At 56.4% G+C, this 22,301-nt stretch carries 17 protein-coding genes; 11 read left to right on the forward strand and 6 right to left on the reverse strand.

The features are described from left to right. Window positions 1-57 precede the first annotated feature (57 nt). From ACUTSW_RS22235 to ACUTSW_RS22260, 6 genes are all read left to right on the forward strand, one after another. The gene (locus ACUTSW_RS22235; RefSeq protein WP_062789808.1) at window positions 58-1,044 is read left to right on the forward strand and encodes an autoinducer 2 ABC transporter substrate-binding protein; all 987 of its coding nucleotides are present in this window, start codon (window positions 58-60) and stop codon (window positions 1,042-1,044) included. Between the two features lie 238 nt (window positions 1,045-1,282). Beyond that, entirely contained in the window at window positions 1,283-2,782 is a 1,500-nt protein-coding gene (locus tag ACUTSW_RS22240; RefSeq protein ID WP_445585375.1) for a sugar ABC transporter ATP-binding protein, read from the forward strand. Continuing rightward, window positions 2,775-3,764 carry an ABC transporter permease gene (locus tag ACUTSW_RS22245; RefSeq protein ID WP_445585376.1) on the forward strand — a complete coding sequence of 330 codons (990 nt, stop codon included), beginning with the start codon at window positions 2,775-2,777 and terminating at the stop codon, window positions 3,762-3,764. Before ACUTSW_RS22240 ends, ACUTSW_RS22245 begins: the two co-directional genes overlap by 8 nt. A 1-nt stretch (window position 3,765) precedes the next feature. Next, on the forward strand, window positions 3,766-4,719 hold the full coding sequence (locus ACUTSW_RS22250; RefSeq protein WP_434461819.1) for an ABC transporter permease: 954 nt from the start codon (window positions 3,766-3,768) through the stop codon (window positions 4,717-4,719). Between the two features lie 13 nt (window positions 4,720-4,732). Continuing rightward, window positions 4,733-6,370 (forward strand): FGGY-family carbohydrate kinase, encoded by a 1,638-nt coding sequence (locus ACUTSW_RS22255; RefSeq protein ID WP_445585377.1) that lies wholly within the window; start codon window positions 4,733-4,735, stop codon window positions 6,368-6,370. After that, window positions 6,370-6,969, forward strand: coding sequence for a KpsF/GutQ family sugar-phosphate isomerase (locus ACUTSW_RS22260; protein ID WP_311995106.1), 600 nt, complete (start codon window positions 6,370-6,372; stop codon window positions 6,967-6,969). The genes ACUTSW_RS22255 and ACUTSW_RS22260 overlap by 1 nt, the downstream gene beginning before the upstream one ends. A gap of 39 nt (window positions 6,970-7,008) precedes the next feature. Here ACUTSW_RS22260 and rsmJ read toward each other — a convergent pair whose 3' ends face one another. The 4 genes from rsmJ to ACUTSW_RS22280 all read right to left on the reverse strand — a co-directional run bounded on the left by rsmJ (window position 7,009) and on the right by ACUTSW_RS22280 (window position 10,809). After that, the gene (gene rsmJ / locus ACUTSW_RS22265) at window positions 7,009-7,755 is read right to left on the reverse strand and encodes a 16S rRNA (guanine(1516)-N(2))-methyltransferase RsmJ (RefSeq protein ID WP_062868993.1); all 747 of its coding nucleotides are present in this window, start codon (window positions 7,753-7,755) and stop codon (window positions 7,009-7,011) included. A 7-nt stretch (window positions 7,756-7,762) separates the two neighbouring features. Beyond that, on the reverse strand, window positions 7,763-9,805 hold the full coding sequence (gene prlC, locus ACUTSW_RS22270; protein WP_445585378.1) for an oligopeptidase A: 2,043 nt from the start codon (window positions 9,803-9,805) through the stop codon (window positions 7,763-7,765). Window positions 9,806-9,925: 120 nt separating this feature from the next. Continuing rightward, on the reverse strand, window positions 9,926-10,387 hold the full coding sequence (locus ACUTSW_RS22275; RefSeq protein ID WP_445585379.1) for an HIT family protein: 462 nt from the start codon (window positions 10,385-10,387) through the stop codon (window positions 9,926-9,928). A 17-nt stretch (window positions 10,388-10,404) separates the two neighbouring features. Then, the gene (locus ACUTSW_RS22280) at window positions 10,405-10,809 is read right to left on the reverse strand and encodes an ASCH domain-containing protein (RefSeq protein WP_445585380.1); all 405 of its coding nucleotides are present in this window, start codon (window positions 10,807-10,809) and stop codon (window positions 10,405-10,407) included. Window positions 10,810-10,944: 135 nt separating this feature from the next. On the opposite strand from ACUTSW_RS22280, the gene ACUTSW_RS22285 reads away from it, so the two are divergent. From ACUTSW_RS22285 to ACUTSW_RS22305, 5 genes are all read left to right on the forward strand, one after another. Next, window positions 10,945-11,787, forward strand: a complete 843-nt coding sequence (locus tag ACUTSW_RS22285) for a 23S rRNA (adenine(2030)-N(6))-methyltransferase RlmJ (protein ID WP_004951595.1) — start codon at window positions 10,945-10,947, stop codon at window positions 11,785-11,787. Between the two features lie 129 nt (window positions 11,788-11,916). Further along, complete coding sequence (gorA, locus tag ACUTSW_RS22290; protein WP_445585381.1) at window positions 11,917-13,269, forward strand: glutathione-disulfide reductase; 1,353 nt, start codon at window positions 11,917-11,919, stop codon at window positions 13,267-13,269. A 516-nt stretch (window positions 13,270-13,785) separates the two neighbouring features. Continuing rightward, a complete protein-coding gene (locus tag ACUTSW_RS22295) occupies window positions 13,786-15,441 on the forward strand; it encodes a ShlB/FhaC/HecB family hemolysin secretion/activation protein (RefSeq protein WP_445585382.1) in 1,656 nt (551 codons plus the stop codon). A gap of 61 nt (window positions 15,442-15,502) precedes the next feature. Beyond that, window positions 15,503-18,745 carry a two-partner secretion domain-containing protein gene (locus ACUTSW_RS22300; RefSeq protein ID WP_445585383.1) on the forward strand — a complete coding sequence of 1,081 codons (3,243 nt, stop codon included), beginning with the start codon at window positions 15,503-15,505 and terminating at the stop codon, window positions 18,743-18,745. Window positions 18,746-19,041: 296 nt separating this feature from the next. Beyond that, entirely contained in the window at window positions 19,042-19,512 is a 471-nt protein-coding gene (locus tag ACUTSW_RS22305) for a POTRA domain-containing protein (RefSeq protein ID WP_445585384.1), read from the forward strand. 467 nt (window positions 19,513-19,979) lie between these two features. On the opposite strand, the gene ACUTSW_RS22310 is transcribed toward ACUTSW_RS22305, so the two are convergent. Further along, a complete protein-coding gene (locus ACUTSW_RS22310) occupies window positions 19,980-20,561 on the reverse strand; it encodes a response regulator transcription factor (RefSeq protein WP_445585385.1) in 582 nt (193 codons plus the stop codon). Between the two features lie 33 nt (window positions 20,562-20,594). Continuing rightward, on the reverse strand, window positions 20,595-22,292 hold the full coding sequence (locus ACUTSW_RS22315; RefSeq protein WP_445585386.1) for a Wzy polymerase domain-containing protein: 1,698 nt from the start codon (window positions 22,290-22,292) through the stop codon (window positions 20,595-20,597). Window positions 22,293-22,301: the final 9 nt, after the last annotated feature.

The following is a 22,301-nucleotide window of genomic DNA, read 5'->3' on the forward strand; positions in this document are numbered from 1 at the left end:
TTGTAATCTGCACTGGTGGAAAAACATCCACCCCTACAGATAAAAAAGGTACAGCGAATGAAATTTAACCTCGCATTATTAAATGCATGTGTGGTTTCTGCGTGCATGTTATCGACAACACCTGTTTTTGCGGCTGAAAAGTACGAGATCGCCGTGGTTGCCAAAGTGACCGGCATTCCCTGGTTCAACCGTATGGAAGTGGGCGTAAACGACGCAGCCAAAAAGCTCGACGTCAACGCTTACCAAACCGGGCCTTCCACCCCAGACCCGGCCGCACAGGTCAAAGTGATTGAAGACCTGATCGCCAAAAACGTTAACGCCATCATCGTGGTGCCAAACGACGCCAAGGTGCTGGAACCGGTGCTGAAAAAAGCGCGCGAGAAAGGCATCGTGGTACTGACCCATGAATCCCCGGATCAGCAGATCGGCCAGTGGGACATCGAAACCATCGACAGCGAGAAATATGCGCAGGCCAACGTTGATGAGCTGGCGAAAGACATGGGCGGCAAAGGCGGTTACGCCATTTACGTCGGCTCGCTGACCGTGCCACTACACAACGCCTGGGCCGATTCCGCCATCAAATACCAGAAAGCCAAATACCCGGACATGTTCGAAGTCACTTCGCGCCTGCCGGTGGCGGAAAGCATCGATAAATCCTACGCCACCACGCTGGATTTGATGAAAACCTACCCGCAGATGAAAGGCATTATCGGTTTTGGTTCCCTCGGCCCGATCGGTGCCGGCCAGGCGGTCGCCAAGAAGCGCGCCAAGGACAAAATCGCCGTGGTGGGCATCGCCATGCCGGCGCAGGCCGCCCCTTACCTGATGCGCGGCGATATCAAGAAAGTGCTGCTGTGGGATCCGAAAGACGCCGGCTATGCGCTGGTGACGGTGGCCGACCAATTGTTGCAGGGCAAGGAAGTAACCAAAGATTTGTCGATCGAAGGGCTGGGTAAAGCCGACGTCGATATGGATAAAAAAGTGATTCGGTTTAATAAAATTCTTGAAGTCACCAAAGATAATGCCAAATCGCTAGGATTTTAACCTTAATTAATATTCGCCACACCGGGAAAGTTATTCAATAACGTCGGCGCGCAACCCACCGCGCACCGAATTTCAGCCACTATTATAATATACCCTATAGCTTTTAACTTGCAGCTAGGCGCCCAGCTTGCTCATCCCCAGGCACTTACTAAAGTCAAGTAACTGGGGTGCGCAAGTGCAGATAACAACGCTGCAACTTGAAAGATGACGGGTATAAAAACCTGCACGGGTTAACGCTATGGCAGCATCCACCGCATTTATCACCCTGGAGAATATCAGTAAAAGATTCCCAGGCGTGCTGGCACTGGACCAGATCAACCTGACGCTGAATATTGGCGAAGTGCATTGCCTGGCCGGACAAAATGGCTGCGGCAAAAGCACCATTATTAAAATTATTTCCGGGGTTTATCAGCCGGAAAAAGGCGCCAATATTTCGCTGGAAGGCAAACTCTTTCATTCCCTGACGCCGCAGCTCTCCGGCTATTACGGTATTCAGGTGATTTATCAGGATCTGTCGTTATTCCCCAATCTGACGGTGGCGGAAAATATCGCCATTCATCGCTATCTGCCCGGCGGCCATTTCTGGGTGCGCAAGCAGGTGATGCGCCAGACCGCGCTGGACGCCATGGCCCGCATCGGGGTGCATATCGATCCCGATAAAAAAGTCGAAAAACTGTCGATTGCCGATCGCCAACTGGTGGCGATTTGCCGCGCCATAGCCGCCGAAGCGCGGCTGGTGATTATGGACGAGCCTACCGCATCGCTGACGCGCCAGGAGGTCAACGGCCTGCTGCGGGTGGTCAATGAGCTGAAAGCGGCGGGCATCTGCGTGGTATTCGTCAGCCATCGCCTGGATGAGGTGATGGAAGTCGCCGACCGTATCAGCGTAATGCGCGACGGCAAGCTGGTCGGCACCTACCCGGCAAGCCAGCTCGACAGCCACGAACTGGCGTTCCTGATGACCGGCCAACGCTTCCACTACAGCCAACTGCCGGCACGCCCGCCAGCCGATACCGCCCCGCTGCTCGAAGTCTGCAACCTCAGCCGGCGCGGCAAATACCGGGACATCAATCTTTCGCTGCGCGGCGGCGAAATAGTCTCGATCGTCGGGCTGCTCGGCGCAGGCCGCACCGAACTGTGCCTCAGCCTGTTCGGTATGACGCGCCCGGACAGCGGTGAAATCAAAATCGACGGCCAACCGGTGCGGCTGCACAACAACCGCGACGCGGTGCGCCACGGCATCGGCTACGTGTCGGAAGATCGTCTGACCCAGGGGTTGATCATGGAGCAGTCGATCTACGACAACACCATCGTCACGGTGTTTGATCAACTGCATACCCCGCTTGGGTTGCTGGATCACGCCAAGGCGACCGAGCTGGTCAACCGGCTGATCCGTGACCTGAACATCAAGGTGTCCGACAGCGCGTTGCCGGTCAAAACCCTGTCCGGCGGCAACGCCCAGCGCATCGCCATCGCCAAGTGGGTAGCGACCCAGCCGAAGATCCTGATCCTCGACTCGCCCACCGTCGGGGTGGATATCGCCAACAAAGAGGGGATCTACCAGATCGCCAAAGATCTGGCCGAGCTCGGCATGGCAGTGTTGATGATCTGCGACGAGATCCCGGAAGCCTATTACAACAGCCATCGGGTGATGGTGATGCGCAAAGGCGAACTGATCGCCGAGTTTTCGCCGCACCACAGCACCGAACAACAGATCGCCGAGGTGGTGAATGGATAAGTCATTACTGGCCCGCCTGGCCGGCCGGCACGAGTTTTACCTGGGCCTGCTGGTGTTGCTGCTGGCCATTGGCCTGAGCGTCGGCACCAGCGAATTTCTGACGCTCGGCAACCTGACCGACGTCGCCACCAGCTACGCCATTCTCGGCATTCTCGCCTGCGGCCTGTTCGTGGTGCTGATTGCCGGTGGCATCGACATTTCGTTCCCGGCTATCACCGCCATCGCCCAGTACGTGATGGCTACCTGGGTTATTCAGCACGGCGGCGGCTTCCCTTTGGCATTCGTGCTGGCGATGGGCGTCGGCCTGTTGCTCGGGCTGGTGAACGGTTTTCTGGTGTACTGGCTGAAGGTGCCGGCCATCATCATCACCATCGCCACCCTGAATCTGTTCTACGGCCTGCTGGTGTACGCCACCAACGGCACCTGGCTGTACGGCTTCCCGGACTGGTTTATGGACGGCATCAACTGGTTCTCGTTCCAGGGCGCCGATGGCTACGACTACGGCCTGACGCTGCCGCTGCTGTGCCTACTGGGGGTAGTGATCGTCACCGGCGTGCTGATGAACTTCACCCGCCTCGGCCGCCAGATCTTCGCCATGGGCGGCAACCGCGATGCGGCGTCGCGCCTGGGATTGAACCTGCTGCGGCTGCACTTCTACGTTTATGGCTACATGGGCATTCTGGCCGGTATCGCTGCGGTGGTTCAGGCGCAAATCACCCAGTCGGTCGCCCCCAACTCGTTGCTCGGCTTTGAGCTGACGGTGCTGGCGGCGGTGGTGCTCGGCGGCACCAGCATGACCGGCGGCCGCGGATCGCTGACCGGCACGCTGCTTGGCGTAGTGTTGCTGGCCTTCCTGCAAAACGGCCTGACGCTGCTCAGCGTGTCGGCTTATTGGCACCAGGTGTTCAGCGGCGCGATCATTTTGATCAGCATCAGCAGCACCGCCTGGAATGAAAAACGCAAGCTGGCCAAGGAACTATGACATGAATTCGTTAACCCGCCTGATCCCGAACGATCGGATCATCCGCCTGCAAAGCGCGATCATCATTGCCGTGGCGCTGCTGTTTGCCGGGCTGCTCGGATCGCGTTTCTTCAGCGTCGGCAACTTCCAGTCGATCGCCTCGCAACTGCCGATCCTTGGCATGCTGGCGCTCGGAATGGGCATTACCATGCTGACCGGCGGCATTAATCTGTCGATCATCGCCGGTGCCAACGCCTGCTCGCTGGTGATGGCGGCAATTATCGTCAGCCATCCGGATCAACCGCTGTTTTTAGCGCTGGCGCTGCTGGCCGGGTTACTGGTCGCGGTCGCCATCGGCGCGCTTAACGGCGTGCTGATCGCCTGGATCGGCGTTTCGCCGATTCTGGCCTCGCTCGGCACCATGACGCTGATCACCGGCCTGAATATCCTGCTGTCCAACGGCGCGGTGATCTCCGGCTTCCCGGCGGTGATTCAGTACTTCGGCAACGGCAGCCTGCTCGGCATTCCGGTGGCGCTGCTGCTGTTTCTGCTGGTGGCCGTCGGCCTGTGGCTGCTGCTGGAGCACACCACGCTGGGCCGCAGTTTGTACCTGATCGGCTCCAACGAACAGGCCACCCGTTTTAGCGGGGTGAATACCGCCCGGGTGCAGATCGCGGTGTATATCCTGTCAGCCTTGCTCGGCTGGGGCGCAGCCCTATTGATGATGGCCAAGTTCAACTCGGCCAAGGCGGGTTACGGCGAATCCTACCTGCTGGTGACCATTCTGGCCTCGGTGCTGGGCGGCATTAATCCGGACGGCGGCTTTGGCCGGGTACTTGGCCTGGTGCTGGCACTGATTGTGCTGCAAATGCTGGAAAGCGGCCTCAACCTGCTGGGCGTCAGCAGTTATCTGACCATGGCCCTGTGGGGCGGTGTGCTGATCCTGTTTATCGCATTACAGAATCGAAAAGCCTGACTGGAGAAGAACAATGGCGAGTTATTTTATTGGCGTAGATGTAGGCACCGGAAGCGCACGCGCAGGGGTATTCGATCTCAACGGCCGCATGGTCGGGCAGGCCAGTCGGCCCATCGATTTGTACCGCCCGAGGGCGGACTTTGTCGAACAGTCTTCGGACAATATCTGGCAAGCGGTGTGCAGCGCGGTACGCGATGCGGTCAACCAGGCCGACATCAACCCGATTCAGGTCAAAGGGCTGGGGTTCGACGCCACCTGTTCGCTGGTGGTGCTGGATAAAGAAGGCCAGCCGCTGACCGTCAGCCCATCCGGCCGCACCGAGCAGAACATCATCGTGTGGATGGATCACCGGGCGATCGTTCAGGCCGAGCGCATCAACGCCACCAAACACCGGGTGCTGGACTTCGTCGGCGGGATCATCTCGCCGGAGATGCAAACCCCCAAGATGCTGTGGCTGAAGCAGCATATGCCGACCACCTGGGCCAATGCCGGCTACCTGTTTGACCTGCCGGATTTTCTCACCTGGCGCGCCACCCAGGACGCCACCCGTTCGCTGTGTTCGACGGTGTGCAAATGGACTTACCTCGGCCATGAACAGCGCTGGGACAAGAGCTATTTCAAACAGATTGGGCTGGAAGACGTGCTGGAACACGACGCCGCCAAGATCGGCAGCGACGTAAAAATGATGGGCGAACCGCTGGGCCACGGCCTGACGCAGCGCGCCGCCGGCGAGATGGGCCTGATTGCCGGTACGGCGGTCAGCGTGTCGATCATCGACGCTCATGCCGGCACTCTCGGCACGCTGGGCGCCACCGGGGTTTCCGGCGAAGTGGCGGATTTTAACCGCCGCATCGCGCTGATCGGCGGTACTTCTACCGGCCATATGGCGATGTCGCGTACCGCGCGCTTTATCGGCGGCGTTTGGGGGCCCTATTACTCGGCAATTCTGCCGGAATACTGGCTGAACGAAGGCGGCCAGTCCGCTACCGGCGCGTTGATTGACCATGTGATCCAGTCTCATCCGTGCTATCAGGATCTGCTGGCGCAGGCGAAAACCCAGGGGCAGACCATCTATGAGGTGTTGAACGCCCTGCTGCGCCGCATGGCCGGCGAACCGGAAGACATCGCCTTCCTGACCCAGGATATTCACATGCTGCCGTATTTCCACGGCAACCGTTCGCCGCGCGCCAACCCGACGCTGACCGGCACCCTGACCGGGCTGAAGCTGTCGCGCACCCCGGAGGACATGGCGCTGCATTATCTGGCGACCCTCCAGGCGATCGCGCTCGGCACTCGCCATATTATCGAAACCATGAACCAAAGCGGCTACAGCATCGACACCATTATGGCCAGCGGCGGCGGCACCAAGAACCCGCTGTTCGTGCAGGAGCACGCCAACGCCACCGGCTGCGCCATGCTGCTGCCGGAGGAGAGCGAAGCGATGCTGCTGGGCGGCGCGATGATGGGCACAGTGGCGGCGGGCGTGTTCGACACGCTGCCGGAAGCGATGAGCGCCATGAGCCGCATCGGTAAAACCGTCACGCCGCAGACCAACAAAATCAAAAGCTATTACGACCGCAAATACCGCGTGTTCCATGAGCTGTATAACGACCATATGAAATACCGCCGGCTGATGCAGGAGGAAGCCTGATGCAGCAGGAATGGCAGCGTGCGGCGGAGGCCTGGGCCGTCTATAGCCGCGAACTGGCGCAACTCAGCCAACGTATCGACGCACCCACCTGGCAACGGCTGCTGACGCTGCTGGCGGCGTGCAAGGGCAAGATTGTGGTCACCGGCGTCGGCACCTCCGGCATCGCGGCGCGCAAGATTGCCCATATGCTGGCCTGCGTGGAACGGCCGGCCATCTACCTGAACGCCACCGACGCGGCGCACGGCGATTTGGGCTTTCTGCGCGGCGATGATCTGATGATACTGATTTCGCGCGGCGGCAATTCCGATGAGCTGACCCGCCTGCTGCCGACGCTGCAGGCTAAAGGCGTACCCTTGATTGGCGTGACGGAGAACCCGGATTCGGCGATCGCTCATGCGGCGCAGCTGGTGATCCGCACCGGGGTGGAAAACGAGATAGATCCGCTGAATATGCTGGCAACTACCTCTATCGTGCTGGTATTGGCGATTTTCGATGCCGCCTGCGCCTGCCTGATGGAACGCAGCGGCTACAGCAAAGAAACCCTGCTGGCGGTGCATCCGGGCGGTGACGTCGGGAAAAGTCTGCGCGAACAGGAATAACGACGGGGCGAAGATTTTCGCCCCCTGGGAATAAATAGCTTACAACGGCATATAAATATCGAAGCGGTGGCTCTTGGTCAGGCTGGCCGCGTGCGCAGGCACGTTGGCCAACGGCGGGGCGTAATCCGGCCGCTTCACCACCACGCGTTTGGTCGCCAGCCGACGCGCAGGTTCCAGCAGGCCGTCGGCGTCGTCATCGCTGCCCACCAGCGACTGAAATACCCGCATCTCTTTCTTCACCAGCGCGCTTTTTTGCTTGTGCGGATACATCGGATCGAGATACACCACTTCGGGCCGTGGATCTAGGCCGGTCAGCGCGGTCAGGCTGGAGGCGTGCAGCAGCGTCAAACGCTCACGCAGCCACGGGCCGATTTCCGCATCCTGATAGCCGCGTTGCAGCCCATCATCCAACAGCGCCGCCACCACCGGATTGCGTTCCAGCATCCGCACCTTGCAGCCCAGCGAAGCCAGCACAAAGGCATCACGCCCCAGCCCGGCCGTCGCGTCCACCACCTCCGGCAGGTAACTGCCCTTGATGCCGACCGCCTTGGCCACCGCTTCGCCGCGCCCGCCGCCGAAGCGGCGCCGATGCGCCAGAGTGCCGGAAACGAAATCGACGTAAATCGCGCCCAGCTTGGGTTCGTCGCGTTTGCGCAGCTCCAGCCGCTGCGGCGTCAGCACCAGTGCCATCAACGCGTCGTCGTCCGAGGTTAACTGCCAGCGCTCCGCCAGAATAGACAAGGCGCCGGGATCGGCGCCTTCTTCACACAATAAACACACGCTCACCGGTGGGTTATCCTTTAATACCGTAATGGCGCAGCATAGCATCCAGCTGCGGCTCACGGCCACGGAAGCGTTTGAACAGTTCCATCGGCTCTTCCGAACCGCCGCGCGACAGGATGTTGTCGAGGAAGGATTTGCCGGTTTCGGCGTTGAAAATCCCCTCTTCTTCAAAGCGCGAGTAGGCATCGGCAGACAGCACTTCTGCCCACAGATAGCTGTAATAACCCGCCGCATAGCCGCCGGCAAAGATATGGCTGAAGGCATGCGGGAAGCGGCCCCAGCTCGGTGAAGGCACCACCGCCACCATTTTCTTCACTTCCGCCAGCGTCGGCAGGATTTGCGCGCCTTTTTCCGGGCTGTACTCGGCGTGCATGCGGAAGTCGAACAGGCCGAACTCCAGCTGGCGCAGGATAAACAGCGCCGCCTGGTAGTTTTTGGCCGCCAGCAGCTTGTCGAGCATCTCTTTCGGCAGCGGCTCGCCGCTCTGATAATGGCCGGAGATAAAGGCCAGCGCTTCCGGCTCCCAGCACCAGTTTTCCATAAACTGGCTCGGCAGCTCGACCGCATCCCATGGCACGCCGCTGATGCCGGAGACGCCGGCGGTATCGATTTGGGTCAGCATATGGTGCAGACCGTGGCCGAACTCGTGGAACAGCGTAGTCACTTCGTTATGGGTGAACAGCGCCGGTTTGTCGCCCAATGGGCGGTTGAAGTTGCAGGTCAGGTAGGCGACCGGTTTTTGCAGCGAGCCGTCGGCCTTGCGCAGGCTGCCGACGCAGTCGTCCATCCACGCCCCGCCGCGTTTGTTTTCACGCGCGTACAGGTCAAGGTAGAAGCTGCCGCGCAGTTCGCCGTTGATATCGAACAGGTCGAAGAAGCGCACTTCAGGATGCCAGGTATCCACATCCTTGCGCTCTTTGGCGGTGATGCCGTAAATGCGCTTCACCACTTCGAACAGCCCTTCTACTACGCGCTGTTCAGGGAAGTATGGGCGCAGCTGTTCGTCGCTGATGGAGAACAGGTGCTGTTTTTGTTTTTCGCCGTAATAGGTGATGTCCCAGGCTTCCAGCTCATCCACGCCGTAATGCTGTTTGGCGAAGGCGCGCAGCTGCGCCAGCTCTTTCTCGGCCTGCGGGCGGGCGCGCTTGGCCAGATCGTTCAGGAAACCGAGCACTTGCTCCGGGTTTTCCGCCATTTTGGTCGCCAGCGATTTGTCGGCGTAGCTGGCGAAGCCCAGCAGTTCGGCCAGTTCGTGGCGCAGCGCCAGCGTTTCCGCCATCACTTCGCTGTTGTCCCATTTGCCGGCGTTCGGCCCCTGATCGGAAGCGCGGGTAGCGAAGGCGCGGTACATTTCTTCACGCAGCGCACGGTTGTCGCCGTAGGTCAGCACCGGCAGGTAGCTCGGCATATCCAGCGTCAGCAGCCAGCCGTCCTGCTCTTTGGCCTGCGCCATCGCCTGGGCCTGTGCCAAGGCGCTTTCCGGCAGGCCGCTCAGCTCGGCTTCGTCGGTAATCAGTTTGCTCCAGCCCATGGTGGCGTCGAGCACATTGTTGCTGTAGGTGGAACCCAGCTCGGACAGGCGCGCGACGATCTCGCCGTAGCGCGCCTGTTTTTCCGGCGACAGGCCAATGCCCGACAGTTCGAAATCACGCAGCGCGTTTTCCACCGACTTGCGCTGTGGCGCGCTCAGTTGGTTAAACGCTTCGCCCTCTTTCAGGCTGCGATACGCCTGGTACAACCCCTCATGCTGGCCCACCCAGGTGCCGTATTCAGACAGCAGCGGCAGCGCCTGCTCGTAGGCGGCGCGCAGCTCCGGGCTGTTTTTGACCGAATTCAGGTGCCCGACCGGCGACCAGATGCGCGACAGGCGATCGTCCGACTCCGCCAGCGGCTGACACAGGTTATCCCAGGTGAACGGCCCCGGCTGCGCGACCACGCGCTCTACTGCAGCACGGCAATCGGCCAGGGCGGATTGCACCGCAGGCACGATATCTTCAGGGCGAATGGCGGAAAACGGTGGCAGGGAAAACGGTGTCAGCAACGGATTTGTCATAGGGCAGTCCTGATTAGCGTTGGGGCCCGCCGCAGCGGGCAGGCCTTAAAATGCGAATGAATATCTAACATGGAGCCAAGCAGCGGGAAAATCAATGGCCGGGCGTTGATAGATAGTGCCTTAAACGGCGCTCTGGCGGATTTTCGCCGCCAGCGCGGCCAGATGCTCATCGTCGGCGCGAGCAGCGTCGTGCGAGGAAAGATACCCCTCGTAACGCTCGAAAAACTTGGTCGATTTGGACTCTATCGGCTGCCAGTGCTCCAGCCCGGCAGTGCCGTGCATCGGGATCAGTTTGGCATGCACGTGATCGACGCCAAAGCCTTCGAACACCATGCCGCAGCGGCCCACGTCGTCAAACGCCCGGTCGAGCAATTGCGCCACCCGCTTGGTCGCCAGCATCAGTTCGCTGAGCGCCTCGTCCGGCAGCGCAAAGGCGTAGCTGTCAAAGTGCGCCTTGGGGATCACCACGCTGAAACCTTCGGTATTCGGGTAAATGGAGAGAAACGCCATATGTGCGTCGTCCTCCCAGATTTTATGGCACGGCACTTTGCCCGCCACCATATCGCAAAATAGGCAGCTCATCGTCGCTCCTTATCTGATCAAATCGCCTCTACCAGCTCAAACTCTTCGAACACCAGCCACATATCCGGCGAAAAGCTGCCTTCACGGCTGAAAAAAGCCCGGTGCCCCTGCTGCCAGAACGCCAGGCTTTTATCCCCCTCCCCCTCTTTGGCCGCCATCTCGGCGCTGACGTCACAGTAGCGGATCAGCCGCAGGGAGAGCGTTCTGATCACGCAGGCGGGTTCCCCGCGCGCATCAAGGATGACGCTATAATCGCCCAGCAGAGGCGACTGCTCTTGCCGGTAACTGGCATAAGAACCGCAGGTCGCCGTTTTATCCCCGCTCAGCACCAGCTGCAGCAGTTCATTGGCCAATTCGGGCCCATCGCCGAATGCCCAACGCGCAGCCTCGGGGTAACGGTCCAAAATCGCGTTTTCACTCATCGTCTTATCGCTCCCTTTAATGACCTGCGGCAACGCAGTTCAGTTTTTCCCTGCCAGACAGTTTATACTGTGCAGATTATAAGCCTTCATTTTCTTCAGCACGCTCCGCAGGAGCACAAGGAATTACCACCAGCCATGTTAAGTTACCGCCACAGTTTTCACGCCGGCAACCACGCCGACGTGCTCAAGCACACCGTTCAGAGCCTGATCATTGAATCGCTGAAAGAAAAAGAAAAACCTTTCCTGTACCTGGATACCCACTCCGGCGCAGGACGCTATCAGCTGAGCGGTGAGCACGCCGAACGTACCGGGGAATACCTGGAAGGCATCGGCCTGCTGTGGCAACGTGACGATCTGCCGGAAGAGCTGGCGGCTTACATGAGCGTGATTCGCAACTTTAATCGCACCGACAGGCTGCGTTACTACCCTGGCTCCCCACTGATTGCCCGTCAGTTGCTGCGCCCGCAGGATAAAATCCACCTGACCGAGCTGCACCCGAGCGATTTCCCGCTGCTGCGCAACGAGTTCCAGAAAGACGAACGCGCCAAGGTGCAACGTGCCGACGGCTACCAGCAACTGAAATCCCAGTTGCCACCACTGTCGCGCCGCGGGTTGATCCTGATGGACCCGCCGTACGAGATGAAAACCGATTATCAGGACGTGATCAAAGGCTTGCAGGAAGGCTATAAACGCTTTGCCACCGGCACTTACGCGCTGTGGTATCCGGTGGTGATGCGCCAGCAGATCAAACGCATGCTCAAAGAGCTGGAAGCCACCGGTATCCGCAATATTCTGCAGATCGAACTGGCGGTAAAACCCGACAGCGATCAACGCGGCATGACCGCCTCCGGTATGATCGTGATTAACCCGCCGTGGAAGTTGGAACAGCAGATGAAAAACGTGCTGCCGTGGCTGCACAAGACGCTGGTGCCGTCGGGCAATGGCCACCATTTGGTGAACTGGGTGGTGCCGGAATAAGCCCCCCGGGCGCGGTACGCCGCGCCTTCACCCCACCTATCGCAGCCATCGACGCAATCTTTGCGACAAACCCGTATCAGGCGTTAAACTCTTACCCTCTTCGATTCACACAATTCATGGAAATCCCAGATGACCAAACATTACGATTATCTAGCAATTGGCGGCGGCAGCGGCGGCATCGCATCGATCAACCGGGCAGCCATGTATGGCCAGAAATGCGCACTGATTGAAGCCAAGGAACTGGGCGGCACCTGCGTGAACGTGGGTTGTGTACCGAAAAAAGTCATGTGGCACGCGGCGCAGATCGCCGAGGCCATCCACCTGTACGGCCCGGATTACGGCTTCGATACCACCGTCAGCGCCTTTGACTGGAAGAAGCTGGTCGCCAACCGCACCGCTTATATCGACCGTATCCATAATTCCTACGACAACGTGCTGGGCAAAAACAAAGTCGACGTGATCAAAGGTTTCGCGCGCTTTATCGACGCCCACACGGTGGAAGTGAACGGCGAGAAGATCACCGCCGACCATATCCTGATCGCCACCGGCGGCCGCCCGAGCCACCCTGACATTCCAGGCGCCGAATACGGCATCGACTCAGACGGTTTCTTCGAGCTGGATGCGATGCCAAAACGCGTTGCCGTGGTCGGCGCGGGCTATATCGCGGTGGAGATCGCCGGCGTGATGAACGCGCTGGGGGCCGAAACCCACCTGTTCGTGCGTAAACACGCGCCGCTGCGTACCTTCGATCCGATGATTGTCGAGACCCTGGTGGAAGTGATGAACACCGAAGGGCCAAGCCTGCACACCGAATCGGTGCCGAAAGCCATCGTCAAGAACGCCGACGGCAGCCTGACGCTGCAACTGGAAAACGGCAAGGAATTCACCGTCGACAGCCTGGTGTGGGCGATTGGCCGCGAACCGGCGACCGATAACCTGAACCTGAACGTTACCGGGGTGAAAACCAACGAACATGGCTATATCGACGTCGATAAATACCAGAACACCAGCGTAAAAGGCATTTACGCGGTGGGCGACAACACCGGCGCGGTCGAACTGACCCCGGTCGCGGTCGCCGCCGGCCGTCGCCTGTCCGAACGCCTGTTCAACAACAAGCCGGAAGAGCACCTGGATTACAGCAACATCGCCACCGTAGTGTTCAGCCATCCGCCGATCGGCACTATCGGGCTGACCGAGCCGGAAGCTATCGAGAAATTCGGCGCCGACAGCGTGAAAGTGTATAAATCGTCCTTCACCGCCATGTACAGCGCAGTGACGCAGCACCGCCAACCGTGCCGCATGAAGCTGGTCTGCGTGGGCAAAGAAGAGAAGATTGTCGGCCTGCACGGCATCGGCTTGGGTATGGACGAGATCCTGCAGGGCTTCGCCGTCGCCATCAAGATGGGCGCCACCAAGAAAGACTTCGACAACACCGTGGCGATCCACCCGACCGCAGCGGAAGAGTTCGTTACCATGCGTTGATGTGCCTGCCCGGTGGCCTATGCCGCTGGGTAAACGGCAACAAAAAGGTCAGGTGCCTCAGGGCCCTGACCTTTTTATATTTGACGATTATCGAGATAACACCTCTGTATTGATTTTCGGGTACTCCCGATGGTGACTCAGGTGCGGACGCAGAGACATCCTCTCTCGCTTAACAGCGTGCTTATGACCTCGGGGAAATTAAAAATAGCGGCTGAAAATGGCAATATCACTGAATAACGTTAAATAACCTCACTTCAACTGTATATATATATCATCCATATCAAATTTAAAATACACGCTTTATATATCCCATCAACTAAAAACCTCATCCCCAATCGTTTTTCAGTATAAAAGTCTGCAGCCGCCCCATTTCCAGACCTTAACTCCCATTATTGCCAATTTTTTAACCTGACATTCTTAAATGAATAGATTACTGATATTTTATATAGGCCATCATTGCAATTAATCGGAATGATTACGTTATTAGCATTCACCATTAAAATAAGTCCCTACACTATGAAAAAAGCTTATTTAGCCTTGGCGATAATTTTAACCTCGCACGAATCTTTATCGGCCATTCCTACTGCCGGCCAGGTTATGCGCGATATTGAACATGAGCGCCCAACCTTACCTGCACCGGCAGAGTTAACGCCAAAATTAAGGAGTGCGCGTGGGGGAAACATAAATCATGAAGAAAATAATGCACCTAAAATACTCGTTCATGGATTTTATATTGAGGGAAATAGCGTTTTAAAAACATCAGACTTGCTTAATAAGCTGAAGAATTTTAACGACAAAAAACTCTCGCTGCAGGATCTGCAGGATGCCGCTCAGGTGATCACGCGCTATTACCAGGAAAAGGGCTACGTCTTGACCAAGGCTTACTTGCCCAAGCAAGACGTCACTGAGGGGTGGGTCCGTATCCATATTGTCGAGGGGCACTTTGGCAAACTGCACCTGAATAACCGCACGCGCGTTAGCGCAAACCTGCTGCAAAACGCTTTCGCAGGAATAAAAAGCGGTGAGGTGATCTCGGATGCCGCACTTGAGCGCGGGTTACTGCTGTTAAGCGACATTCCCGGCATTGAGGTTAACAACACCTTGCGCCCCGGCGGCCAACCCGGAACGGCTGACTTGCTGGTTGAGGCCACCCCAGCCCCCTTATTCAACGGCACTCTTACGGCCGACAACTTCGGCGATCGTTATACCGGGGAATATCGGCTCGGGGGCAATATCTATCTTAATAACCCGCTTGGCCTCGGTGACCAGGCAAGCTTGCGTCTGTTAGGCAGTAATAAGCATCAACAATATTACCGAGCAACCTACGACCTTCCGGTGAATGCCGGCCCGGTTCGCGTTGGTGCCGCCTATTCGCAGATGAGCTATCGCCTGGGGGAAGATTTTGCCGTGCTTGACGCACATGGGCGAGCAGGGATTACCAGTGTATATGCCTCCTATCCGGTCATTCGCGCGCGCCTGTTTAACCTGTCGATGCAATTGCAGTATGAAGACAAGACGCTCCGCGACGATATCGATCTGTTTGAAAAACGCAGTAAGAAAGATGTCGGTTTATCGACATTAACCCTGAACCTCAATAATCAGGATCGCTGGTTAGGCGGTGGACAAAGCGCACTGTCTATCAGCTATGGGTTAGGAAGATTAAATATCGGCGATGAGCAGGATCGCCTCTGGGATGAATACGGCGCCAAGACTTTGGGGCGCTTTAGCAAAGTCAATATTAATGCGCTTCGCCTGCAAAACCTCGGAGATCGTTTCCAGTGGGTGACGCAAATCAATGCGCAATGGGCATCAGGCAATTTGGACTCCTCGGAAAAATTCAGCCTGGGCGGCCCTTATGGCGTCCGAGCCTATGACGCCGGCAGCGGTAACGGTGATGAAGGCATACAGCTCAGTACAGAACTTCGCTACGCCTTAATGCCCGGCTGGCAATTGAGCACCTTTTTCGATCAGGGTGCCGTCAGGATCAATAAACAGCCCTGGTCGTCCGAGAATAACACCGCCCGCCTGACCTCCGTCGGGGCCGGCATCGCGTGGTTTGGCCGCCAACAGCAAGTCAACCTCACCACGGCATGGCCAATAGCACAAGAAAACACGGCCGCCCCCCCTACACATACACCCAGAGTTTGGCTCCAGACATCCTGGAATTTTTGATTGTCTGGAATGAAACCCGCACTGCTCGGGAAGCAGCACTTTATAAAACAAGGAAATCATAATGAATAAAATCTACGCATTGGTATGGAACCCCGCGCAAGAGTGCTGGAACGTGGTCAGCGAAAACAACAGCCGCCGCGGCAAGCGCAGCAGCAAGCGCCGGCTGGCGGTGGCGCTGTCGCTGCTGGGCCTGGTGGCGCTGGAGCCGGCTTACGCCTTGCCGACCGGGCAGAATATCGTTGCCGGTCAGGGCGCTGTCTCTACTAACGGCCAGCAGATGACCATCAATCAGCAAAGCGACAAGCTGATCACGCAGTGGGACGGTTTCAGCGTCGGCGCCAATGAAGGCGTGAAGTTCAACCAGCCGGGCAGCAACTCGGTGGCGCTGAACCGCGTGATGGGTGTCAACGGCAGCGATATCCAGGGAAAAATCGACGCCAACGGCAAAGTGTTCCTGGTGAACCCGAACGGCGTGGTGTTCGGCAAGAACGCCCAGGTGAACGTGGGTGGGCTGGTGGCCTCGACGCGTGACATCAGCAATGCCGATTTCCTGGCCGGAAAGAATCACTTTGTCGGCCAATCCCAGGCGGAAGTGCGTAACGAGGGTACTCTGACCGCCGCCCAGTCAGGCAGCGTGGCGCTATTGGGCGCCCGCGTCAGCAACCAGGGCGTTATTCAGGCGCAGATGGGCAGCATCGCGCTGGGCGCGGGTGATGACATCACGCTGAACTTTGACGGCGACAAACTGTTGAACCTGCAGGTAGACGGCACGGCGGTGAATGCACTGGTGCAAAACGGCGGCTTGCTGAAGGCCGAGGGCGGCCAGGTGCTGATGACAGCTAAAACGGCCAGCAGCATGCTGCAAAATGTGGTGAACAACCAAGGGACTATCGAAGCAACCACCCTCAACAATCAAACCGGTCGCATTATGCTGGATGGCGGCGATACGGGCACCCTGAGCGTCGGAGGTCGTCTGGATGCCAGCGCGGCCGCAGGCAATGGCGGCATGATTGAAACCCGGGGCGCACACGTGATGATTCAACCCGCCGTACAGGTGACCACCCGAGCGGCCAACGGAAAAACCGGCAGTTGGAAGGTGACCACAGCCCAGGTCAACGTCGCCGATAACGGCACGCTGAATGGCGCAACCCTGGGAACCAGCCTGGCAAACAATAATGTGGCCCTGACCAGTACCGAGGGAAATGTCTCCGTCTCTGCGCCAGTGAACTGGTCGAACGGCAATACATTGTCGCTGACCGCCGAACGTGCAGGCATCCAGTTCAATGCCCCACTCGACGCCACGGGTGCCGGTGCAGCATTGGAACTGAACCACAAAACGGGTTATGCGCTGAATAACGACGCAGCAATCACCCTGTCCGGCTCCGGCGCGGCATTCAGTGCCAATGGCGAAAATTATCAAGTAGTACAAAGTCTGAAGCAACTGTTGGATATCGACAGCCGACTGGGCGGCCGTTACGTGTTGGGCACTAATATCACCCACGACGGCAAGGTACAAGCCATCGGCAGTTCAGCCGCCTTTAGCGGCGTTTTCGACGGCCTTGGCCATACCGTTAAAGGGTTGACGATTGACAGCAAAGGGCCTCACAGCGGGCTGTTCAGTGCTTCTACCGGCAAAATCAGCAATCTGACGCTGGATTCATTGACCGTGGCCGGCAAGGACACAGGCTCTTCAGTTGGGGCATTAGTGGGCCGCAATGAAGGTGAGATTATCAACGTTAAAGCCGTCAATGTGTCTGTCAGCAAAGGTAGTGAGCTAGGCGGATTAGCCGGCAGGAACGAGGGTGCGATCGTCAATTCTTCCGCTACTGGCAAGGTAATCGGCAATGGCGAAACAACATCGATCGGCGGCCTGGTGGGCGTGAACTTTGGCAACAAAGCGTTCATACGCAACAGCCAGGCAAATGTTGAAGTATCTGGAACCATGCAAAACAGTAAGTTCGAAGGCGGCGCTGGCGGACTGGTTGGCGTGAATTTTGACGGAATAATCGATAATTCGTCCAGCCACGGAAATGTCACGGCTAAAGGTTCTGATCTTAGCGTTGGCGGACTGGCAGGCTTTAGCACTGCACCAGGGTACATCGCCAATTCTGTTGCTACCGGCAGCGTAAGCGCAGGAAAAGGCAGTTATGTTGGCGGCTTGATCGGCCTGAACAACGGCGCGATTAATAACTCCGCCGCTAGCGGCCAGGTCAATGGCTCGGGTTCTGACGCCATCGGTGGGCTGGTAGGTTGGAATCTGCACGGCACAATCACTGGCACCAAGGCTAGCGGTAACGTGTCGGATCTTGCCTCGGCCAATGTGGGGGGGCTGATCGGCAATAACTACTCTGGCAAAGTGCAACAATCCGAAGCCAGAAGCACTGTGACTGGCGGTGCCAACGCCAATATCGGCGGTTTAGTCGGCCACAATCACGGCGAATTATCGAACGTGGCTTACTACGGGAACGTCTATGCAGGAAAAAACAGTCTGGTTGGCGGTTTGATTGGCTTGCATACGGCGGGGACGATTGCTGCGGCACAAGCCAACAGTAACGTCACAGGTTATAACAGCGCATCTGCCGGTGGTCTGGTGGGCGAAAACAACGGGATGACACTGAGAAACGTCAAGGCATCCGGCTCTGTCACCGGTGGCCAAAACGTCGGCGGTCTGGTGGGCAATAATATTGGCGGTAACATTGATAACGCCAGCGCCCAAGGCACCGTGAGTACAGGCAGTAACAGCCGTATTGGCGGGTTGGTGGGCAATAACGACCGCGGGACCCTCACCAATACACAAGCGCTTGTTAGCGTCACTAGCGGAGATAAGAGCTACAGCGGCGGTTTAGTGGGGTATAACAACGGTACATTGTCTCAGGTCTCTGCAACGGGCGATGTTATCGGCGGGGCGGAAAGCTATGTCGGTGGGGTGGTCGGTATCCATGCCGTGGGTACATCCAACCGTATTTCGCAAGCCAAGGCTTCGGGGAAAGTCACCGCCGGCAGAGACAGCAACGTGGGGGGATTAGCGGGACAAAATGAAGCGTTGATTGAAAACTCTTCGGCTGCCGGGCAGCTCAGCGGCGGAAACGGTACCTTCTTCGGCGGCCTCGCCGGCAAGAACGGCGGCAAAATAAATAGCTCGATGTTTAATGGTAACATTAAGCCGTTAACGCCAGCGGCGGGCCAACACGTCGGCAGCCTGGCGGGCGTTAATTTCGGCTACCTAACCGGCAATAAAGTCTCGGGCGAGTCTGAAAAGCTGCCTTTGGCAGGCATCAATATGCGCCCAGGTTCAATTAAGTAAGCATCAACCGGCAGACAGTTTGTCTGCCGGTTTTTATTGCCTATTTGCAGATCAAAACAAGAACGAATCTCCCCCGCTCATAACAACCACTAATCACCTATGAAAAATTTATTTGGCCGTGGCAATAACCTTAACTTTTTCAAAACCTTTAGCGGCTATTCCTAATGCCGGCCAGGTCATGCGTGACGTCGAACAGGAACGCCAAACACTACCGCCGCCCTCAGATTCAGCGACTGAAATAAAAAACACCAAAAAAATCAATAATAACGTAGAAGAATGACGCCCCCAGAATTTTAGTGCATGGGTTTATCATCGAGGACAACGGGGCATTAAAAACGCCAGACCTGCTAAAAAAACTGAAGGGTTTTAGCGAAAAAAAACTTGCGCTAAAGGATCTGCAAAACGCCGCTCAGATCATTACTCACTATTACCAAGAGAAAGGTTACGTCCTGGCCAAAGCCTATTTACCTAAACAAGACGTAACAGGGGGTTGGGTGCGTATAACCATCGCCGAGGGTAACTTTGGCCAGCTGCGTCTGAATAACCACACCCGCGTAATTTCGAAGCTGTTGCAAAAATCGGTCGCAGGGATGAAAAACGGACAAGTGATTTCAGACACCGTTCTCGAAAGAGATGTATTGCCGTTAAGCGATATCCCCGGTATCGAAGTCAACATAGTGGCGGCATGGCCTATTGCGCAGAGCAACAGTATCGCCACACCAACACAAACCCCCCGCATTTGGTTGCAGACTTCCTGGCACTTCTAATTGCCTGGAATAAGCCCTGCACGGCTCGGATAGCAGCCCTTCGGGTATGAACCCACAGCGGGAACCGCAAACGCGGCGGCCAGTACCGCATGCACCAGCTTCACAATGGCAGGAAAACGACCCAGTGAGCCACAGGCAATCTTCAGCCCAATATCGATATAGCGCAATGCCAATAAGGGGGCCGATACCATGTACAAACGAAAAGATAAGTAACGCGATAAATTAAATGGGGGGTGATCGGGGTTTCAAGAAATAAACACCCTATTATGCATACGCATAATCACCCCAAAAAATGATAGCTATATAATTAAAAAAACATCAAGTTAGTTTGTTTTTCTGCGCGGGAAAATAACCCTTCTTTTTTTAGCCAAAGACAGATGCTTGTAAAAAGAAAAGACACTTAAGGCCAATAAAAAAACAACAGCAATCAACAAAACAGAATTCCCTTTCAAAATAAACATATCACTTCACTCCCTCAACAACCAATTAAACAGGTCATTCCTCTTTCTGAAATTAAGCTTGCGCATCACAGACTGTTTATATGTATGCACGGTTTTCACACTCAAGTGCATATACTTTGCCGCTTGCGTTTGATTAACCCCTAAACGGAGATAAGAGACAACCTCCTTCTCTCTACCACTGAGCCTTCTGCTTAAGCAAAAAAAACAGGGCGTTGCTGCAGCACTAATTATGCTCATTCGCCAAATTTTGTCATCCAACAGATGAAACAAAGCCTCAAGACCGCCATGACAATCTAAGACCCCTAATTCACGAGAGCATGTATTCTCCTTCGTCGTTTTGGCAGGTTTTATTTTACGTATAGCGATATACAACGGGGAAACGGCCGTCTCGTGCGCACCTCTGTCGCAATAGGTCACACTTCCTGATTCAGACTGCGAAATAAAAATTAGATCGACGGCGGCGTTACTGTTTTCTTCTGCTAAAAACTCAACGGTTTTTCCCCTCAGGGTGAAGTATTCTGATAACGCATATTTCAACCCCTCTGCAAAAAATAGATTATTATCTATGATAGATATTTTCACTGACATCTCTATTTCCCTCCTTTTAAATGACGCTCCTGTTTACATAAACCGCGGATCATCTGGGAAAAAGGCTATTGCTTGCCGCCGTAGCTTTTCGGCCTGCGTGTTGTTCCCCTGATGCTTCAATATCAAGTACAAACTGGCGTATACATTTCTATCTATATGTTTTTTCAAATAGCCGTTGGCCCAGTACGCGTAGCCGGATAGCAATGCCTCATCCTGTGTTTGGTTGAATAACAGCAATGCATAGACCTGTTGATCAAACTGCCGGCGTTCACTTTGCACCCAGCTGGCTAAAGGGGGCATGACGGCGACTTCACGCATATCGGTAAATTTATTCTGTTCGGCCCGCGTCAGGGCCATACCGCCCTGCAAACCGGCCAACATCACGATCAGGGCGAGCAGAGCGCCTATCGGTAGCAGAATAACGAGAACTCGCCGGCCAACCGCGCTTAGCGCACTACGCTCATGGGTTGGCGTAACCTGACGATCCAACATCGCCAACAACAGCAGGAAAACGGCCCAATGCAGCGTCGATAAATAAAACGGGTACTCCGTCTGGGTATGCATGGCCATGGGCAACAAGGCAAAACAGAGCGCCAGCGCGATACCCTTTCCCGACGAACAGGCTTGGTGCCAGGCCTTACCTGCCAAACGCCACCCGGCAAACAAAAGCAGCAACATGCCCAGCAAGCCCGACACCCCGCCTTCAACCCACCAGAACAGCAGCTCATTATGAGGGTGTACAGCCACCCCAACCCCCAGCGTCGACTCTCCTAATGCAGCGCGAAAATGCTGGAAACTGTACTCAAAACCGCCATAACCCCAACCGATCAATGGCTTGCCTGCAATCATCGCCAGCGAGGTGTTCAGCATGACGCCACGTGCGCTGTCTGAGCCCGCATGGCTGACGGCGCCAATCGGGCCGCCCCAACTCAGCACCGCAACGCCAATTGCCACACCCAGTAACATCGTTACCGTCACAACAACGCTGCGCCACGGGTATTTTTTTGCGTGAGCGACAATAAATAACAGTGCGGCCGCACCGCCGCCCAACCAGCCAATGCGCGATTGCAGCCACACCAGTAAAGCGGGGAATACCGCCAATAGCAGAGCCAATAGCATCAGGCGCAGCTTTTCATACCGCTTTGCCCGCAGGCTAAAATCGGGCAAGAGAAACAGCATTAATGCCAAAACCAGACCGGTAGCGGTGAAACTGGCCAGCAGATTGACCTGCTGGAATACCCCATAAGGGCGGCCACCGATGAACGGGTACGGGATCCCGTTCCCCAGCCCAAACAGTTGCAGCAATGCGATAAATGCCTGCACCACCACAGCCAGTAAAATGGCGTAGAACGGCCAATGATGCGTTCGTTTTGATATCTCCGTTTGCAGCCAGGAAAAATAGAAAACCCATCCGCCGAATAATCCCGCCCAGCGCCACAATGCCGCCTCCCGCCATTCGGGCCGGGTATAAAACAACGGAATCGCCAACAGCACTAAGGCGACAAAAAATAACTTAGCCGTGGGTGTTATTATGATGTTGCGTTTTCTAAAACCCACGCCCAGCCAGATAATCATGACAAGTAGTGCTATCATGATCCAACTGAGAATATTTTGCGGCAGAGCTAAACTCCCTCCCCCCATATTGGGGAGATAACGATGCATTGCCAATCCGAACCATAGCCCAGAAACAATAATTATAAAATAATCACCCGTCGTTCGAAATATTCGCATAAATATAAC

The organism is Serratia sp. TSA_198.1 (assembly GCF_052686505.1).

What these genes read in the sequence shown, in the direction of transcription:
- ACUTSW_RS22295 (WP_445585382.1), top strand. Translation starts at nt 13,786, where the DNA reads ATGAAAAAAGCTTATTTAGCCTTGGCGATAATTTTAACCTCGCACGAA.
- gorA (WP_445585381.1), top strand. Translation starts at nt 11,917, where the DNA reads ATGACCAAACATTACGATTATCTAGCAATTGGCGGCGGCAGCGGCGGC.
- ACUTSW_RS22235 (WP_062789808.1), top strand. Translation starts at nt 58, where the DNA reads ATGAAATTTAACCTCGCATTATTAAATGCATGTGTGGTTTCTGCGTGC.
- ACUTSW_RS22315 (WP_445585386.1), bottom strand. Translation starts at nt 22,292, where the DNA reads ATGCGAATATTTCGAACGACGGGTGATTATTTTATAATTATTGTTTCT.
- ACUTSW_RS22300 (WP_445585383.1), top strand. Translation starts at nt 15,503, where the DNA reads ATGAATAAAATCTACGCATTGGTATGGAACCCCGCGCAAGAGTGCTGG.
- ACUTSW_RS22280 (WP_445585380.1), bottom strand. Translation starts at nt 10,809, where the DNA reads ATGAGTGAAAACGCGATTTTGGACCGTTACCCCGAGGCTGCGCGTTGG.
- prlC (WP_445585378.1), bottom strand. Translation starts at nt 9,805, where the DNA reads ATGACAAATCCGTTGCTGACACCGTTTTCCCTGCCACCGTTTTCCGCC.
- ACUTSW_RS22275 (WP_445585379.1), bottom strand. Translation starts at nt 10,387, where the DNA reads ATGAGCTGCCTATTTTGCGATATGGTGGCGGGCAAAGTGCCGTGCCAT.
- ACUTSW_RS22260 (WP_311995106.1), top strand. Translation starts at nt 6,370, where the DNA reads ATGCAGCAGGAATGGCAGCGTGCGGCGGAGGCCTGGGCCGTCTATAGC.
- ACUTSW_RS22285 (WP_004951595.1), top strand. Translation starts at nt 10,945, where the DNA reads ATGTTAAGTTACCGCCACAGTTTTCACGCCGGCAACCACGCCGACGTG.
- ACUTSW_RS22255 (WP_445585377.1), top strand. Translation starts at nt 4,733, where the DNA reads ATGGCGAGTTATTTTATTGGCGTAGATGTAGGCACCGGAAGCGCACGC.
- ACUTSW_RS22245 (WP_445585376.1), top strand. Translation starts at nt 2,775, where the DNA reads ATGGATAAGTCATTACTGGCCCGCCTGGCCGGCCGGCACGAGTTTTAC.
- ACUTSW_RS22240 (WP_445585375.1), top strand. Translation starts at nt 1,283, where the DNA reads ATGGCAGCATCCACCGCATTTATCACCCTGGAGAATATCAGTAAAAGA.
- ACUTSW_RS22250 (WP_434461819.1), top strand. Translation starts at nt 3,766, where the DNA reads ATGAATTCGTTAACCCGCCTGATCCCGAACGATCGGATCATCCGCCTG.
- ACUTSW_RS22310 (WP_445585385.1), bottom strand. Translation starts at nt 20,561, where the DNA reads ATGTCAGTGAAAATATCTATCATAGATAATAATCTATTTTTTGCAGAG.